Source organism: Bradyrhizobium sp. AUGA SZCCT0158 (assembly GCF_018130065.1).
In the GTDB taxonomy this organism is placed as follows: Bacteria; Pseudomonadota; Alphaproteobacteria; order Rhizobiales; family Xanthobacteraceae; genus Bradyrhizobium.
Window position 1 is genome coordinate 90,181 of sequence record NZ_JAFCME010000017.1, and the last position, 15,250, is coordinate 105,430.

Below are 15,250 nucleotides of genomic sequence, written 5' to 3' on the forward strand. Positions count from 1 at the left end.
GACCAGATGGCAGAGACTGTGCTGACAAACCCTGGAGAATCGCCCGCGCGGGCCGCCGGCTTGCGGGGTATTGCCGACGACTGGTCGTCGGATCAGCGCACGTTCAAGAATGTCTCCTGGGGGAAGGCCATGATGTGGATCTTCCTCCTGAGCGACACCTTTATCTTCAGCTGCTTCCTGCTGTCCTACATGACCGCGCGAATGTCCACGACTGTGCCGTGGCCGAATCCGAGCGAGGTATTCGCTCTCACGATTGGCGGGCATCATATCCCGCTCATCCTGATCGCCATCATGACCTTCGTCCTGATCTCCAGCAGCGGCACCATGGCGATGGCCGTCAATTTCGGTTACCGCCGCGATCGCGTCAAAACCGCAGTCCTGATGCTGGTCACAGCGGCGCTTGGCGCAACGTTTGTCGGAATGCAGGCCTTCGAATGGACCAAGCTGATCACGGAGGGCGTACGGCCCTGGGAAAACCCCTGGGGCGCGGCGCAGTTCGGCTCGAGCTTCTTCATGATCACCGGCTTCCACGGCACTCACGTGACGTTCGGCGTGATCTTCCTGATCGCCATCGCGCGAAAGGTCTGGCGGGGAGACTTCGACGTCGAAAGGCGCGGCTTCTTCACGAGCAGAAAGGGACACTACGAGATCGTCGAGATCATGGGCCTTTACTGGCACTTCGTCGATCTGGTGTGGGTGTTCATCTTTGCATTCTTTTATCTTTGGTGAGGTCGGCGCATGACAAACGTGGCGGTACATCTGGAAGCCCAGCAACCTTCGCTGCACGCGCATGTGCATGACGTGCCCGCATCAGGAGCCACGCACGCAGAGGGCCAGCAGCACCCGATCAAGCTCTATCTCGTGGTCTGGGGATGGCTGTTCGTTCTCAGCGCCTGCTCCTATCTCGTCGACTACTTCCACTTCCAAGGCTATCTCCGATGGTCGCTGATCCTGTTGTTCATGGTGTTGAAGGCCGGCTTGATCGTCGCCGTCTTCATGCACATGGCCTGGGAGCGGCTGGCGTTGAGCTATGCCATCCTGCTGCCGCCGGTGCTGGTGTTGGTGTTCGTGGCGATCATGGTGTTCGAATCCGACTACACGCACCTCATCCGGGTCGTGTTCTTCGCGCCTTCGACGTAGGCGCTGTTGCCTCGTACCAATGGAGGATGGCCATGACCACATATGTCATGCTTGCAAACTGGACCGAGCAAGGCATTCTGAAGGTGAAGGACTCGCCAAGCCGCCTGGACGCAGCAAAGAAATCGCTCAAGGATATGAGCGGCGAGTTTAAATTCTTTTTCCTGACCATGGGCGACTTTGACATCGTCGCGATCTATGAGGCTCCCGATGACGCCGTGGCGGCACGTTTCAGCCTGCAACTGGGCTTGCAGGGAAATATCCGGACGCGCACGCTGAAAGCGTTTCCTGAAACAGCCTATCGGGAAATCATCAAGTCGCTGGGCTAGACGGCAAAAAGGTGTGCTGGTGAAGTTTTCAGTCCTGGTTTTGCAAAGGGATATTTCAGGACGATCGCATCGTTTTTTACTACGCAGACGCCGCCATGTCGCCGGCAAGAGGAGGCATTAATCTCATGCAAATCAATCGTTCGATGCTCCTTCGCGGGAGCTACGCCGGCATCGGGGACTATGTCGCGCTGACGAAACCGCGCGTTATGTCGCTGGTCGTCTTTACCGCACTGGTTGGTCTCATGGTTGCACCCGGCGACATCGATCCCTTCGCCGGTGCCGCTGCTCTTCTTTGCATAGCTGCCGGAGCGGGCGCTGCAGGTGCGCTCAATATGTGGTACGACGCCGACATCGATGCGGTGATGGCGCGTACCGCCATGCGTCCGATTCCCAGCGGCCGCGTATCGCGCCCGGAAGCATTGGTTTTCGGATTGATGCTTGGAAGCTGCGCCATCCTGGCCCTCGGCACGTTGCTGAACATGGCCGCGGCTGCGCTGCTGGCTTTCACAATTTTCTTCTATGTCGTCGTCTACACGATGTGGCTCAAACGCCGAACGCCGCAAAATATCGTCATTGGCGGTGCGGCTGGCGCACTTCCACCGGTGATCGGCTGGGTTGCGGCCACGGGAAGCGTCGGGATCGAGCCGCTCATCCTGTTCCTGATCATCTTCCTTTGGACGCCACCTCACTTCTGGGCATTGTCGCTCAATCTTGCCGGAGAATATGCCAGAGCCGGGGTGCCGATGTTGCCGGTCGTAGCCGGCAAGGCCGAAACAAAGCGCCAGATTCTTCTCTATAGCGTTGTTCTGGCTCCGATCTCGCTGACACCCTGGGCACTGGGGTTTGCGGGCGCCATCTATGGCGCGGCTGCAGCGATGCTCGGCGCGATCATGATTTTTCTCGCATGGCAGGTACGTCAGAGCGACGACGGCAAGGAAAGGCGGCCCGCTCGTCGCCTGTTCGTGTTTTCGATGCTCTATCTGGTCCTGCTTTTTGGGGTGTTGCTGATGGATGCTGTTCCCTCCGTTCAGTCTCACTAGCCAGCGCTTATCGACAAGAAAGGCCCCGGATCGCTCCGGGGCCTTTGGGGCATTGGCGAAGCTAGAAACCGGACCCCGACACCAGCAGAATTGCGCCGATCACCATAAGGAGAATGCCCGGCCAGTTCGTTGCCAGGCCCAGGAATCGGAGACTGCGCCGTGGCGGCTCCAGAGTGCCGCGAACCGGCCGGGAGGAGTCCGGGCCGCTAAGCGATCCCCGCCAAATGGCGGTGCGGGCCATGTACAACATTCCGCCGAGAACGAGCAGCGCGCCAAGCCCCATCAGGAACATTTTCGCCTCTCAGTTCATGGTTGCCACGCAGAACAGAACCGGGATTCAAGCGCCAGGTGGTACGATTCGTTCCTACGCGGTAATGAGTCCGCGGTTCTGATTCAATTTGAACTGATAAGGCTCTAGTCCAGCGCCTGGCGGATCATTTTTGCCAGCTGCGACTTGCGATAGGGCTTGCTCAGCAGCAAGACGCCGGGGTCGAGCCGCCCCTGGTGCACGATCGCGTTGTCGGTATATCCAGAGGTATACAACACTCTTATACCGGGCCGGTGTTTGACGACTTCGTCGGCGAGCTGCCTGCCGGACATGCCGTTGGGCAGGATCACGTCGGTGAAGAGCAGGTCGAAAGGCAGGCCGTTTTTCACGGCCTGCAGCGCCGAGGGACCGTCTGCGGTATCGAGGGTCTGGTAGCCGAGGGTCTGCAACTGCGTGGTGACGAAGTTGCGCACCAGATCATCGTCCTCCACCACCAGGATGGTTTCGGCGCCGCCTACCAGCGGGGCGGCCGCAGCCACGGCGGCCGGCGCCTGGCCGCGGGCGGGCGGCAGATAAAGCTTGATCGTGGTGCCGTGGCCTTCCTCGCTGTAGACCCGGATGTGGCCGCCGGACTGCTTGACGAAGCCGTAGACCATGCTCATGCCGAGGCCGGTACCCTTGCCGACTTCCTTGGTGGTGAAGAACGGCTCGAACACCTTGTCCTGGATCTCCTTGGACATGCCGGTGCCGGTGTCGCTGACCGCCAGCATCACGTACGGGCCGGGCAGCACGTCGGGATTGGCCTGTGCATAGGCCTGGTCGAGCACGACGTTGCGGGTCTCCAGCAGCAGCTTGCCGCCTTCGGGCATCGCATCGCGGGCATTGATCGCCATGTTGAGCAGCGAGTTCGCCAGCTGCGAGGGATCGATATGCGCGGCCGCAACCTCCGGCTCGAGGATCGAGTCGATCTCGATGTGTTCGCCGAGGGTAGGGCGCAGCAGCTTGGCGATGTCGAGGACGGTGCCGTTGACGTCGATATTGCGCGGCTGAAGCGGTTGCCGGCGCGCGAATGCCAGCAGATGCTGGATCAGCTCGATGCAGCGTTCCGCCGCCACGTCGATCAGCTCGGCGGTTTTTTTCAGTGCCGGCTGGTCCTCGAGTGCGGCGACCAGCCGTTCGGTGGTGCCGGTGATGACGGTCAGCATGTTGTTGAAATCGTGGGCTACGCCGCCGGTCAGTTTGCCGATAGCGTCGAGTTTTTGCGACTGCTGCAGCTTGCGCTCGATTTCGCGCGTCGCAGTGATGTCATGATAGAGCAGCGCCGCGCCGCTGATGGCGCGCGATGCGTCGCGCAGCGGCCGGCCGCTGATGACGAGGTGAACCGGCGCGCTGCCGCTCTTGGGCCGCACCACGATTTCGGTGGCGTCGAACTCCTCGCCGCGCAGCGCGCGCGCCGCCGGCATCTCCCGGGTAGGCAGCGGCGTGACGCCATCGGCGCGAAAGACGGTGCTCAGCTGCCGCAGCAGTTCCACGGTCATGCCCGGACGGTAGCGCAGCATCTTTTCCGCGGCCGGGTTGGAGAGCAGCACGCGGCCCTTGGCGTCGATGACGAGCACCGCTTCCGCCATGCTGTGAAAGGTGCTCTGCATCACTTCGGTCGAGTGTCGGAGTTCCTCGTGTGCCGTGACCAGGTGTCCGGTGCGTTCGGCGACCGCGGCCTCCAGCGCCTCGTTGGTGGCTTTGGTTGCAGTCAGGGATTCTTGCAACTCACGGCGCGACCTGCCGCTCGAGCGCGTGAGGACGGTCGCAAGGATCAGGATCAGCAGCACGCAAGCCAGGTCAACCGCCAGCAGGAAGCCGCCGTTGGTTTCGGACTGGGTGCGCCGCAGCGTGAGACGCCTTCGCTCTTCGGCGACGGTCTTTGCCAGATTTTCACCGATCGTCTCTGTCGCCTTGCGGTCCTCGTCATTGGACAGCAATGCGGCGATTTTTGCCTGGTCGCCCGCATTCTTGAGCCTGATCAACTCGCCGCCCGTCACAATCTGGCGGGCCACCTGGGCCTTGGCTTCCTCGATCAGCCGGGTTTGGCCGGGATTGCCCTCGACGGTCTTGATCAGGTCATCGAAGGCCGGCAGGATTGCGTCACTGGACTCGTTATATTCCTTCACGAAGTCCGGGTTGCCGGTGAGCGCAAAGCCGCGCGCAGCGCTTTCGGCGCGGCGCAGCAGCGGCCGGATATCCGAGATTCGCTTCAGCACTTCCAGGGCATGGTCGACCGACGCCGTATCGGCCCGCGACTTCAGGTCGAGGCCGATGGAAGCAGCACCGATAAGGAGAAGGATCGCGAGGCCGATTCCAAGGATGATACGCTGCGGGAGCATTGACGCTTTTATTTTCATCTTTTTGAGAGGCGCGCAGACTGTATCGGTTTCGTGAGGCATTCGTTGACGCTGGTCAACAGCGCGTTGGGCGTGAACGGCTTGCGCAGGCAGCATGCCGCGCCGAGTTCGATGGTCATCCGCAGCAAATCGGGCTCGCGGTCGGTGTTGGCGAAGGCGTAGCCCGACATCGCAATGATCGGAACCTCGGGCCGGCGCTCGTGGAACGTCCGAATTGATTCAAACCCGCGCATGTGCGGCATGAAGACGTCGATCAGCATCACGTCGAAATCGGTCGCTTCGAGCGCCTGCATCCCGGCCTCACCACCATCGGCAATGGTGACCTCGAAACCCTGGCGCTGCAGACAAACTTCGATGGCAACGCAAACCATCGGGTCGTCATCGACCACGAGAACGCGCGGCACGCGGATTCCTTTTGCTCGGGCTGCAGTCGGCGACTCGCAAAAAACCCCTGACAAGGATTAAGGCGGAACGTCGACTGGCCGTCTGTATGATAGAGTGCATATAAGATTTGCCTAGAGGCGAATTCGGTAGTCTGTGTCAGAACGAGAACAAATGCGTCCCCGGTTCCGGATCTAAACCCGCCGTGTCCACACATCGCCCAGCGGGTCGTCCCCGAATGTCGCCGCTCGGCCTCATCGTCCTGTCGATCGCCTCGGTAGGGTGGGGCCTCAACTTCCCGATCATGAAACATCTGCTGACGGAGTGGCCACCGCTGTCGTCGCGCGGCCTGTGCGGCATCGTCGGCGCTGCAGCCCTCGCGTTGATCGCGCTGGCGCGGCAGGAGACGCTCCGCGTTCCCAAGGGAATGTGGCTGCGGCTGTGGCTGGTTTCCACGTTGTCGCTCGGCGGCTGGGTTGCGTTCATGGGGCTCGCATTGTTGTGGCTGAGTGCCAGCGAGGCTGCGGTGCTCGGAATCTCGATCCCGGTCTGGGTGGCGTTTCTGGCGTGGCCGATCCTCGGCGAACGGCTGTCGCTGTTGCGGGCCATATCCTTGACGGTCTCGCTGGCCGGCATTGCGGTGCTGCTCGGCGGCAACGGCTTCGACGCCAGCGTCGAGAAGCTGCCGGGAATCCTGTGCGCCCTGGCCGGCGCGGTATGCACCGCGCTCGGCACCGTGCTGACCAAGCATTTCCCGCTCGCGATGCCGCCATTGTCGCTCGCCGCTTGGCAGGTCGGCCTCGGCTGCCTGCCGATCGCGATCGTCGGGCTCGCGGTCGAGCAGCCGCAATTGGCTGCGCTGTCATCGATCGGCTGGGCGTCGATGATCTATATGACGGTGATCCAGTTTTGCCTGTGTTACGTCTGCTGGTTCGCCGCCCTTGAGCGGCTGCCGGCGGCGACCGCATCGATCGGCACCCTGCTGGTACCGGTGGTCGGCGTGCTGGCGGCGGCGGCCATGCTGAATGAGCCGCTCGGCTTGCGCGAGGTCGCGGCCCTGGTGATCACGCTCGGCGGCGTCGCGGTGGCGCTACGCGCATGAAAAGAGCGGCGCACCGGAATGCGCCGCTCTTCCAATTCAGGTTAACTGGCCAGCGTTACGGGCAGGGATGCCGCCGCCCGTCATAGCCGAGATAGGTTTGCGTCCGGACATTGTAAGAGCGATATTTCGCCCTGCAGGAAGCAACGGTGTCGCCGCCCGGGACGACCGCGACCACGCCGTCATCGACATATTCGTCGCCGTAGTAATAGGGGTCGTTGTAGTAGCCGTAGCTGCTGCCGTAATAGCCAAGCCCGCTGCCGATAACGACGCCGGTTGCGAAACCAGGGTAGAAACCGCCGTGGCGATGGCGATGATGATGGCGATGACCGCCATGATGGAAGCCGCCACCGCCGCTAAACCTCGGGCCGGGGGCCACACCGCCGCCGATGACGCCGCCGCCACCGCCGCCGCGAATGCCGCCCGCCATCGGTGGGGGTGCACCGCCGCCGCCTCGGAAGGCGCCGCCACCGCCACCAACCATCGCGCCGCCACCGCCACCAATCATCGCGCCGCCGCCACCACCGCGGAAACCACCGCCGCCGCCACCGATAGCGGCTCCGCCGCCGCCACCACCGCCGACAGCCGCTCCACCGCCGCCACCTCTACCACCAATGGCCCCCCCGGCGCTCGGAGGCGCCTGGGCGAAGCTCGGGTTGGGCAGCACCGTCGGTGCAACAAGCACCGCGATCGCTGCCGCGGAACATAGAATTTTCAGATTGATCATTGTTGGCTCCATCTCCGGGATACGGACCCTAACCATTTGAGAAGGAGGGCGTTCCCGAGCCCGCGCACCGGTCGTGCGCAACAGCGAGCCTGTCAGATCGGAACTGTATGTCGAATGAACAGGTCGTTATGATTCCGCGACATTTGGACGCCAAAAACGGCCGGAACAGCGACCGGGCAAAGTGTCGCCGCAATTGGCGATCGCGTCTGGACAATCGGGCGCGCCGATGGCATCACCGGCCCACGCCTTCTCGAACCGGCCGAGCCCTCATGAAGCTGTTTCTGCTCAAAATATTCACCTGGTGGAACGGCCAGACCTTCGGCACCCAATTGTGGACGTGGCGCTTCGGCGAGCTGGTCGGCCAGGACGAGCAGGGCAACACCTATTATCGCACCAAGGGCGGCAAGATCGATCCGACGCTCGGCTTCCAGCGGCGCTGGGTGGTCTACAACGGCTATGCCGAAGCGACGAGGGTGCCGCCATCGTGGCACGGCTGGCTGCATCACACCGTCGACGTCGCGCCGACCGAAGAGACGTACACCCCGCGCGAGTGGGAAAAGCCGCACCAGCCGAACCTGACCGGCACGTCGGCGGCCTACCGTCCATCCGGCTCGACGCTGGCGAGCGGCCGCCGTCCGAAGGCGACCGGCGACTACCAGCCCTGGACGCCGGGAAGCTGATAGACAGCTGATTCACCGTTATGTTGAGCGCGGACCACCGCGCGGCAAGGCACGCGTCGTGAACGCGGATGCGTCGCTCGCCTGTGAATAACGGGAACAGCGGGGACATCGGCCGCTGCGTGGTTGCGCACTTGCCCCGTTCGCCGTTCAATGAACCCATCTTACGGAGATGGGAAACCATCGCGTACGGTTCGGGCTCCAGTTCGCGACTGTCCCGATGAGCAGCGGCACCCGATCAGGATACGGCTGGGAGATAGGCCCCCGGTGCAGAAGTTCTGAAATCGCCCGTCAATGTGGCGCCGCCGTAGGAAAGGAAAGGCCGTCTGGGCAACCAGGCGGCCTTTTTCTTTTTGCCTTAGCGCAGGCGGCGCGTTACGTCATCCTTGCCGCGGCGCGGCCGATCATTTCGGTGCGGCGGGCTTGCGCGGGCGCGATCTTGTCCTTCATCAGCGCGAGGATTTCCGGCGGCGCGGTGTCGGGCGAGCCTGAATTGAACGGCGGCGCCGGGTTGTATTCGAGCCGGAGCTGGATCGCTTCGGCGGTCCGCCGGTCGACCAGCAGCGACACCAGCGTCAGCGCAAAATCGATCCCCGCGGTGACGCCGCCGCCGGTGACGCGGTTGCGGTCGACGCAGACGCGGGTCCGGGTCGGTGTGGCGCCGAACGCGGAGAGAAAATCCATCGCGGTCCAGTGCGTCGCCGCGCGATATCCTTTCAGCAGGCCGGCCGCGCCCAGCACCAGCGATCCCGTGCAGACCGAGGTGATGTATTTGGCGCCGTCCGCCTGCTTGCGCAGGAACGCCAGCATCTCCTCGTCATTGATCATGTCGTCGGTGCCGAAACCGCCGGGCACGCAGATGACGTCGAGCTGCGGGCAATCCGCAAAGGTCATCGTCGGCGTGATCGTCAGGACGGAGTCGCTGGGCACAGGCTCGATGCGCTTCCAGATCAGATGCACCTGCGCGCCCGGCACGCTGGAGAACACCTGCAGCGGCCCGGTGAAGTCGAGCTGGGTCACCTTTGGAAACAACACGAGACCGATCTGAAGCGGCACCGACATGAGGACCTCTTTGCTTTGCGAGTTCTACCAGCAGTTCGTCATTGCCGGGCTTGACCCGGCAATCCATCCACTTCGCAAAGACTCTTGCGAAGAACGATGGATGCCCGGATCAAGTCCGGGCATGACGACCGCGGCCTTGACTTGTGCATCCTGACATGATGGCCTCTTGTCAGAAATGCCATATTTCCCTCATTTAAGGACATAACCTCAAATGATCGGTGTGCTGATCTTTCCGGACTTTCAGCTGCTCGATGCCGCGGGGCCGATTTCGGTGTTCGAAATCGCCGCGCGCTTCTCGGGGGCGGCGCCTGCGATCACGACTTTGGCGGCGACGCCGGGTCCGGTGCGCAGCACCTCCGGCGTCGAGATGCTGGCGCGTGGCTTCAAACCTTCCAGCGCGATCACGACGTTGATCGTGGCGGGTGGCGAGGGCGTGCGAACGGCGGCGATCTGCCCGAAGACGCTGGCCTTCGTGCGGGCTTTGGCCAGGCGCGGCGTCCGCGTCGCCAGCGTTTGCTCCGGCGCTTACGTTCTGGCCGAGGCCGGTCTGCTCGACGGACGTCGCGCCACCACGCATTGGCAACGCACGCGGCACTTCGTGTCGGCCTATCCGAAAGTGAAGCTGGAAGCCGATCGGATCTACACACGCGACGGCAATGTCTGGACCTCGGCGGGGATCTCAGCGGGCATCGATCTCGCGCTCGCGATGGTCGTCGAGGATTACGGAGATGAAATCGCGCAGCGCACCGCCAAGCAGCTCGTTCTCTATCATCGCCGCAGCGGCGGCCAGTCGCAATTCTCGTCGCTGCTGGAATTGAAGTCGCCGACCGGACGGTTCGGACCGCTGCTGGCATGGGCGCGCGAACATCTCGATGCGCCGCTCACGGTGGAGGACCTGGCCGAGCAGGCCGGCATGAGTTCGCGGCATTTCACCCGCGCTTTCATTGCCGAGACCGGCACTACGCCCTCAAAGGCGGTCGAGCGGTTGCGGATCGAGGTGGCGCGGCAGCGCGTGCAGTCGTCCAGCGAGGCGATCGAACGCGTCGCCGAGACCACCGGCTTTCGCGATCCCGAACGGATGCGCCGCGCCTTCATCCGCGCCTTCGGCCAGCCGCCGCAATCGCTGCGGCGGGCGGCACGCGCGGGGTGATGCGCTGATGCGGCGAGATCAGCCGACATGATCCGGAAGGCGAATGAACACGACGCGTCGACGCTCGCTGCGGTGAGCATCGAGGTCTGGATGAACACCTATCTTCGAAAGGGCATCAGTGCCCACTTCGCGGACTATATTCTCTCGGAATTTACGGCGCAGAATCTTCGCGATGCGATCGGCGATCCCGGCAAGGCGAGTTGGGTCTCGGAGAACGGCACCGGAATTGACGGGTTCGTGACCGTGTGTTCGTCGGCAACGCCGCCTTTGGCCGATTGCTCGCCGCTGGAAATCAAAACCCTCTTTGTTCGGCCGAGGCAGCAGTCGGGCGGAAGGGGCACCGCATTGTTACACTGTGCGCTGGAGCATTGCCGGGACCTCGGCGGCGAGAGCGTCTGGTTGACGGTCAATGCCAGGAACAGCCGAGCGATCGGCTTCTATCTCAGGCATGGCTTCAACAAGATCGGCACCACGCAGTTTCGGATCGGCGACCAGGCTTACGAAAACGACGTGATGAAAATCGATCTTCGGCGTCCGGTCGCAACGTAGACCACCGCCGGCATATGTGTGCATTCGCAGCGGCGTGGGCGAGGCGAGCGATGCGCTAAAGCGGCGCGTCGGGACGCCAGCCGAGAATGGCGAGCATGACGAAGAATCCGACGACGTAGGCAACCGCAATCGGCCAGCCCTGGGTGATCCATCGGCCGACGGATTTTGCTTCCGGATACATGTTCGCCAGCGCGACGCCCGCGGAGGAGCCGAACCAGATCATCGATCCGCCGAAGCCGACGGCGTAGGCGAGATAGCCCCAATCATAACCGCCCTGTTTCAGCGCGAGCGCGGTCAGCGGAATATTGTCGAACACCGCGGAGACAAAGCCGAGCCCGAGCGTCGTCGGCCACGAGGCGGCGGGGAGTTTCTCGACCGGCATCATCGATGCCGCCGTCACCAGCGCCAGCAGGAAGATGGTGCCCTTGAAGGTCTCCGGCATCACCGACCAGTCCGGCTTGCGCAACGCCGCGGTCGACAGGATCACGGCCCACACCGCGATGCCGAGCACGGGGAGGACGTCGAGCAGGTCAGGGAATTTCAGATTGGCAGTGATGTTGGCGGCCAGTGCGGCCACGAGTATGGCGGCGACGATGAACACCCTGATGGAGTCGATCTTCACTCCGCTCGGTGGATTCTTGACGATCGGCGAATAGCGCTGCTGCTGCAGCGACGCCGGCACGGCGAAGATCAGCATCGCGGCGATGGCGGCAATATAGGCCTCGACGACGGCGAGGGGACTGACCCCGGCGATCCACATCATCGTGGTGGTGGTGTCGCCGACGACGCTGCCGGCGCCTCCCGCATTCGAGGCCGCGACGATGGCCGCGAGATAGCCGATATGGACCTTGCCCCGGAAAACACTGCGCGCCACGGTGCCGCCGATCAGGGCGGCGGCGATATTGTCGAGGAAGCTGGACAGTACGAACACCAGCACCAGGAGAATGACGCCGCCCTTCCAGTCTTCTGGCAGCAGCGCCGGCATTTCGGCGGGAATCCGGCTCTCCTCGAAATGCCGCGACAGCAGCGCAAATCCCATCAGCAGCAGGAACAGATTGGCCAGCGTTACCCATTCATGCGCCATGTGGTGGCCGAGGCCACCAAGGCCGGCGCCGTATTTGAAGCCGGTGAAGATCAGCTTGTAGAGGATGATGGCGGCAAGCCCCGTCAACGCGACGGGCAGGGTGTGGCGATGAAACAGCGCCACGCCGAGCAGCGTGAGCGCGAACAGGATGAAGTCGACGGGTATCCCGAAGATGAGCATGGTTGCCGTCAATTCTGTCGCGCGAGCGAGTTTGTCAATTCAGCGCCTTCATCCAGTTCGCGATCTCGGTGACCGCGACATTGGCCTGTGGCAACAGCTTGCCCATGGTGAAGAATCCGTGGAACTGGCCGGGGAAGTGCTTGTAGGTCACGGGTACGCCGGCCTGCTTCAGCCGCGCGGCGTATTCGTCGCCTTCGTCGCGCAGCGGATCGCCGCCGGCGGTCAGCACATAGGCTGACGGCAATCCTTCAAGCGTTTTGGCGCGCGCCGGTGAGGCCTGCCAATTGTCGATGTCGGCGGGGCTGCTGAGATAATGGTTGCAGAACCATTTGATCACGGAATGCGTCAGCAGAATGCTGGTCTCGGGCTCGCTGTGCGAGGGATGCTTCATCCCAAAATCCGTCGCGGGATAGATCAGCACCTGACCCGCGAGCTTTGGCCCATCGCCGTCACGCGCCGCGAGCGCGACTACGGCAGCGAGATTGCCGCCGGCTGAGTCGCCGCCGACCATGATGCGGGCCGTGTCGATGCCGAGGTCCTTCGCATTGGCCGCGACCCATTTCACCGCCGTCACCGCGTCGTCGACGGCGGCGGGGAATTTGTGTTCGGGGGCGAGGCGATAGTCGATCGAGATCACGATCAACTCGCCCTCATGCGCGAGCTTGCGGCAGACCACGTCGTGAGAATCCAGATCGCCGATCACCCAGCCACCGCCGTGATAGAATACCAGGCAGGGCGCGAGGCCATCCATCCTGCGCAGCGTCTTCGGCGTGTAGATGCGGGCCGGTATCTCGCCATGCGGGGCGGGGATCGAAAGCGGCTTTGCGGATTCCAGATCCGGCGGCTCGGGATTGGCGACGGGCCGGGCGGCCAGATACATCAAACGGGCTTGGGTCGGTGTTCCCGACTCATAGGGCGGGCGGCCGGCTTCCTGGAAGGCCTTGTAGACGGCGGCGGCATCGGGATCGAGAACAACGGGCATGGTAGTGAAGACCTCTGTTTTTTGGCGTGTCATTCCGGGGCGATGCGAAAGCATCGAACCGGAATCTCGAGATTGTGGACTCACTCGCTTCGCGAGCGCCCCGGAATGACGAATGCTACGCAGCCGTCCGGCCGCCGTCGACGGTGTAGGAAGAGCCGGTGACGTAGCTGGCCTCATCGGACGCCAGGAACGCCACGACGGAGGCGACCTCGGAAGCATGTCCGAGCCGCCGCGCCGGAATCCGGTCGACCATCTTTTCGATCGGCATCGGGGCATTGCCGCCGTTGCGTCCCTGATAGATCGTCGACAGCATCCGGCTGTCGATCAGGCCTGGACAGACGCAGTTGACGCGGACGCCGGTGCCGGTGCATTCCCAGGCTGCGGTCTTGGTTAGTCCGATCACCGCATGCTTGCTGGCGCTGTAGACGGCGATGTAGGGCGATCCCATCAGGCCCGCGATCGAGGCGGTGTTGATGATGCTGCCCTTGTTCTGTTTGAGCATCACCGGCAGCACATGCTTCATACCGAGGAAGACGCCGACCACGTTGACGTCGAGCACCCGGCGAAAACTCTCCAGCGAATATTGTGGGATCGGCTTGATGTCGCCCTCGATGCCGGCGTTGTTGTAGAAGGCGTCGATGGTGCCGAATTTGTCGACGCTGGCGCGGACATAGTCGGCGACTTCGTCCTCCTGGGTGACGTCAGCGGCGATCGCCAGCGCCTCGGCGGATACCGGCAACTCCTTGATGGCGGCCTTGAGGTCGGCCTCCTTGCGGTCGACGGCGACAATGCGTGCCCCGCGCTCGGCGAGCAGCCTGATGGTGGCGGTTCCGATGACGCCGGCCGCACCGGTGACGACGGCGACCCGGCCGTCCAGGCGAATTCGATCGGTCATGTCTGGGGTTTCCTCTGGCTCGTCCGGTTGTCCCGGATTTTGACGGTTTTCGCACGAGGGACCGCGCAAGCGCTCGCTCGGGGCGACTATTTCATTTGTGGCGGGGGCTGACCAGAGGTCGCGGGGCGGGCGAAGCCCGTCCCTAGAGAGGGGTAACCGCCCTTTCCCCGCCGTATTCCACGTGTTAACCGGTGGGCACGCGAGCGGCGGATAGATTGTACTATGTCGCGAGCCCGATTCGCCCTTTAAAGCCGCGCGAGATGTTTCGAACCATTGCCCTGACTGGTATTGCGGCCCTGGTGGCCGCCTCGACAATGTCGCTTGCGCCGCCCGCGCGTGCGCAGATCGGCAATATTTTTTCCGATCCGCCGCTGCGGCCGCCGGGCGCGATTCCCCGTGGCAACCAGCAGCAACAGCAGCAATTCGACGACGAGGAGGAAGTGCCGGAATTGCCGCGCGGCCGGCTGTTGCCGACGCCGAACCGCCCCGCCCCGGGGCAGGGCGTACCTCCGCCCGGCAGCGTGCAGACCCAGCCGCTGGCGCCGCCGCCCGGCACCACCGTCGTTCCGCAGAACACCCAGCCGGGGATCGCGGTAGCGCCGCCGCAGCCGGGTGCGCCGGGCGCCGCGCCGCCGCCACCGGGGCAGCGCCAGCCCAAAGGACCGGTGCCGCCGGCCTCCGCCAGCCTGCAGCCGGGCGACGAGGTGGTGTCCGAGCCGCCGGCGTCGAAGGTTACCAACAAGAAGGCGAGCTTCTCCGGCCTCGACAAGATCACCGGCCGGATCATCAATTTCGACGAGGATATCGGCGAGACGGTGCAGTTCGGCGCGCTGCGCGTGAAGACGTCGGCCTGCTACACGCGGCCGTCCACCGAAGCTGCCAATACCGACGCCTTTGTCGAGGTCGACGAGATCACGCTGCAGGGCGAGGTGAAGCGGATCTTCTCGGGCTGGATGTACGCCGCGAGCCCCGGGCTGCACGGCGTCGAGCACCCGGTCTACGATATCTGGCTGACCGACTGCAAAGGCCCCGACCAGACCATCGTCAGCGCGCAGCCTGAACTGCCCAAGCCGGCTCCGCCGCCGCCTGCCGCCAAGCGCCCGCCGGCGCCGAAGCAGGCCGCGCCGCGTCCGCCGCCGTCGGGGCTGCCGCCGCAGCCGCAGTTCCAGCAGCAACCGCCGCCACCGCCGCCGCAGCAACAACGGCCCGGCGGGCTGTTTGGCGGCTTGTTCGGGAATTAGGCGGCGTCGCCGGCGCATCGGTTCTCGTCGATGCCAGCAGTACGCCAGGG

The 15,250-nt window shown here is 63.7% G+C and carries 16 protein-coding genes; 9 read left to right on the top strand and 7 right to left on the bottom strand.

Going from position 1 to position 15,250, the window contains the following annotated elements:
• Window positions 1-6: 6 nt before the first annotated feature.
• The 4 genes from JQ574_RS23615 (at window position 7) to JQ574_RS23630 (ending at window position 2,506) form a co-directional block, all read left to right on the top strand.
• On the top strand, window positions 7-729 hold the full coding sequence (locus JQ574_RS23615; protein WP_212206622.1) for a heme-copper oxidase subunit III family protein: 723 nt from the start codon (window positions 7-9) through the stop codon (window positions 727-729).
• Window positions 730-738: 9 nt separating this feature from the next.
• Window positions 739-1,140 (top strand): cytochrome C oxidase subunit IV family protein, encoded by a 402-nt coding sequence (locus JQ574_RS23620; RefSeq protein WP_212206624.1) that lies wholly within the window; start codon window positions 739-741, stop codon window positions 1,138-1,140.
• A gap of 32 nt (window positions 1,141-1,172) precedes the next feature.
• Window positions 1,173-1,466, top strand: a complete 294-nt coding sequence (locus tag JQ574_RS23625) for a GYD domain-containing protein (RefSeq protein WP_212206626.1) — start codon at window positions 1,173-1,175, stop codon at window positions 1,464-1,466.
• Window positions 1,467-1,591: 125 nt separating this feature from the next.
• Window positions 1,592-2,506 (top strand): heme o synthase, encoded by a 915-nt coding sequence (locus JQ574_RS23630; RefSeq protein ID WP_212206628.1) that lies wholly within the window; start codon window positions 1,592-1,594, stop codon window positions 2,504-2,506.
• 414 nt (window positions 2,507-2,920) lie between these two features.
• Here JQ574_RS23630 and JQ574_RS23635 read toward each other — a convergent pair whose 3' ends face one another.
• Window positions 2,921-5,155: a CHASE3 domain-containing protein gene (locus tag JQ574_RS23635; protein WP_212206632.1), complete on the bottom strand. Its 2,235-nt coding sequence runs from the start codon at window positions 5,153-5,155 to the stop codon at window positions 2,921-2,923.
• Between the two features lie 14 nt (window positions 5,156-5,169).
• Window positions 5,170-5,577, bottom strand: a complete 408-nt coding sequence (locus tag JQ574_RS23640; RefSeq protein ID WP_212206634.1) for a response regulator — start codon at window positions 5,575-5,577, stop codon at window positions 5,170-5,172.
• Window positions 5,578-5,792: 215 nt separating this feature from the next.
• Between JQ574_RS23640 and JQ574_RS23645 the strand changes: the two genes are divergently transcribed.
• Window positions 5,793-6,656 (top strand): DMT family transporter, encoded by an 864-nt coding sequence (locus JQ574_RS23645; RefSeq protein ID WP_212206650.1) that lies wholly within the window; start codon window positions 5,793-5,795, stop codon window positions 6,654-6,656.
• A gap of 55 nt (window positions 6,657-6,711) precedes the next feature.
• On the opposite strand, the gene JQ574_RS23650 is transcribed toward JQ574_RS23645, so the two are convergent.
• Window positions 6,712-7,380, bottom strand: a complete 669-nt coding sequence (locus JQ574_RS23650) for a BA14K family protein (RefSeq protein WP_212206652.1) — start codon at window positions 7,378-7,380, stop codon at window positions 6,712-6,714.
• A 269-nt stretch (window positions 7,381-7,649) separates the two neighbouring features.
• On the opposite strand from JQ574_RS23650, the gene JQ574_RS23655 reads away from it, so the two are divergent.
• Window positions 7,650-8,060 (top strand): NADH:ubiquinone oxidoreductase subunit NDUFA12, encoded by a 411-nt coding sequence (locus JQ574_RS23655; RefSeq protein WP_212206654.1) that lies wholly within the window; start codon window positions 7,650-7,652, stop codon window positions 8,058-8,060.
• 372 nt (window positions 8,061-8,432) lie between these two features.
• Here JQ574_RS23655 and JQ574_RS23660 read toward each other — a convergent pair whose 3' ends face one another.
• On the bottom strand, window positions 8,433-9,119 hold the full coding sequence (locus JQ574_RS23660; RefSeq protein WP_212206656.1) for a DJ-1/PfpI family protein: 687 nt from the start codon (window positions 9,117-9,119) through the stop codon (window positions 8,433-8,435).
• A gap of 211 nt (window positions 9,120-9,330) precedes the next feature.
• On the opposite strand from JQ574_RS23660, the gene JQ574_RS23665 reads away from it, so the two are divergent.
• Window positions 9,331-10,269, top strand: a complete 939-nt coding sequence (locus tag JQ574_RS23665; RefSeq protein ID WP_212206658.1) for a GlxA family transcriptional regulator — start codon at window positions 9,331-9,333, stop codon at window positions 10,267-10,269.
• A gap of 27 nt (window positions 10,270-10,296) precedes the next feature.
• On the top strand, window positions 10,297-10,818 hold the full coding sequence (locus JQ574_RS23670) for an N-acetyltransferase (protein WP_212206660.1): 522 nt from the start codon (window positions 10,297-10,299) through the stop codon (window positions 10,816-10,818).
• 55 nt (window positions 10,819-10,873) lie between these two features.
• Here the strand turns inward: JQ574_RS23670 and JQ574_RS23675 are convergent, their stop codons facing one another.
• The 3 genes from JQ574_RS23675 to JQ574_RS23685 form a co-directional block, all read right to left on the bottom strand.
• Entirely contained in the window at window positions 10,874-12,082 is a 1,209-nt protein-coding gene (locus JQ574_RS23675; RefSeq protein ID WP_312014736.1) for a citrate transporter, read from the bottom strand.
• Between the two features lie 34 nt (window positions 12,083-12,116).
• Window positions 12,117-13,064, bottom strand: a complete 948-nt coding sequence (locus JQ574_RS23680; protein WP_212206664.1) for an alpha/beta hydrolase — start codon at window positions 13,062-13,064, stop codon at window positions 12,117-12,119.
• 115 nt (window positions 13,065-13,179) lie between these two features.
• Entirely contained in the window at window positions 13,180-13,959 is a 780-nt protein-coding gene (locus JQ574_RS23685) for an SDR family NAD(P)-dependent oxidoreductase (RefSeq protein WP_212206672.1), read from the bottom strand.
• 260 nt (window positions 13,960-14,219) lie between these two features.
• Here JQ574_RS23685 and JQ574_RS23690 point away from each other — a divergent pair, with 260 nt between their 5' ends.
• Entirely contained in the window at window positions 14,220-15,200 is a 981-nt protein-coding gene (locus tag JQ574_RS23690; RefSeq protein ID WP_212206675.1) for a DUF2155 domain-containing protein, read from the top strand.
• Window positions 15,201-15,250 lie beyond the last annotated feature (50 nt).

Coding starts and splice junctions, on each gene's coding strand:
- JQ574_RS23615 (WP_212206622.1), top strand. CDS start 7: ATGGCAGAGACTGTGCTGACAAACCCTGGAGAATCGCCCGCGCGGGCC.
- JQ574_RS23620 (WP_212206624.1), top strand. CDS start 739: ATGACAAACGTGGCGGTACATCTGGAAGCCCAGCAACCTTCGCTGCAC.
- JQ574_RS23625 (WP_212206626.1), top strand. CDS start 1,173: ATGACCACATATGTCATGCTTGCAAACTGGACCGAGCAAGGCATTCTG.
- JQ574_RS23630 (WP_212206628.1), top strand. CDS start 1,592: ATGCAAATCAATCGTTCGATGCTCCTTCGCGGGAGCTACGCCGGCATC.
- JQ574_RS23635 (WP_212206632.1), bottom strand. CDS start 5,155: ATGCTCCCGCAGCGTATCATCCTTGGAATCGGCCTCGCGATCCTTCTC.
- JQ574_RS23645 (WP_212206650.1), top strand. CDS start 5,793: ATGTCGCCGCTCGGCCTCATCGTCCTGTCGATCGCCTCGGTAGGGTGG.
- JQ574_RS23650 (WP_212206652.1), bottom strand. CDS start 7,380: ATGATCAATCTGAAAATTCTATGTTCCGCGGCAGCGATCGCGGTGCTT.
- JQ574_RS23655 (WP_212206654.1), top strand. CDS start 7,650: ATGAAGCTGTTTCTGCTCAAAATATTCACCTGGTGGAACGGCCAGACC.
- JQ574_RS23660 (WP_212206656.1), bottom strand. CDS start 9,119: ATGTCGGTGCCGCTTCAGATCGGTCTCGTGTTGTTTCCAAAGGTGACC.
- JQ574_RS23665 (WP_212206658.1), top strand. CDS start 9,331: ATGATCGGTGTGCTGATCTTTCCGGACTTTCAGCTGCTCGATGCCGCG.
- JQ574_RS23670 (WP_212206660.1), top strand. CDS start 10,297: ATGATCCGGAAGGCGAATGAACACGACGCGTCGACGCTCGCTGCGGTG.
- JQ574_RS23675 (WP_312014736.1), bottom strand. CDS start 12,082: ATGCTCATCTTCGGGATACCCGTCGACTTCATCCTGTTCGCGCTCACG.
- JQ574_RS23680 (WP_212206664.1), bottom strand. CDS start 13,064: ATGCCCGTTGTTCTCGATCCCGATGCCGCCGCCGTCTACAAGGCCTTC.
- JQ574_RS23685 (WP_212206672.1), bottom strand. CDS start 13,959: ATGACCGATCGAATTCGCCTGGACGGCCGGGTCGCCGTCGTCACCGGT.
- JQ574_RS23690 (WP_212206675.1), top strand. CDS start 14,220: ATGTTTCGAACCATTGCCCTGACTGGTATTGCGGCCCTGGTGGCCGCC.